The sequence below is a fragment of the Streptomyces sp. 13-12-16 genome (assembly GCF_002114215.1).
In the GTDB taxonomy this organism is placed as follows: domain Bacteria; phylum Actinomycetota; class Actinomycetes; order Streptomycetales; family Streptomycetaceae; genus Streptomyces.
In genome coordinates this window covers 1-546 of record NZ_NCTE01001303.1, presented here as the reverse complement: position 1 = coordinate 546, position 546 = coordinate 1, and the positions used below count along the sequence as shown (strand labels likewise).

General features: G+C 79.1%; 1 pseudogene. It reads right to left on the bottom strand.

The features are described from left to right. Positions 1-546: pseudogene (locus B7767_RS40165) on the bottom strand (glycogen debranching protein); the annotation flags it as partial.

The following is a 546-nucleotide window of genomic DNA, read 5'->3' as shown; positions in this document are numbered from 1 at the left end:
CGGTGCGCCCAGGTGCGGGACGGGGCGGCCGCCCGGGGCACGGGCCGCCGCCGGCCGGTCTCCGCGCGGGCCGTCGATCCAGAAGTCGTCGTGGAAGGCCCGGCGCAAGGTCCGCGCCCACTGCCGCAGTCCGGTGCCGCCCGGTCTGCCGTACGCGTCGAGCAGGTCGGCGCCGAGCAGGGCCGCCCGGTGGGCCTGGGCCTGTGTCTCACAGCGGACGGGGCCGCCGGGTTGCGGGTCGGGCAGGTAGGCGCCGTCGCCCACCGTGTTCCGCAGCCAGGTCAGACAGCGTTCGGCGGCCGGAAGCAGCTCCTCGGTCTCACGTTCGGGGAGCCCCCAGCGGCGGGCCTCGGCCAGGAGTACGGGGAAGAGCAGCGTGGCCTCCGTTCCCGTGCAGCCGGGAGGCAGGTGGGGCCCGGCGTCGCGGCGCGGACCGGGGATCATGCCGGCCTCCGGCCCCGGCCCGGGGAGCTGGGTGCGGGCGAGGACGCGCAGGGTGCCCGCGGCGAGCCCGGTGCCGAGCGGCAGGGCCATCCGGGCGGCGGC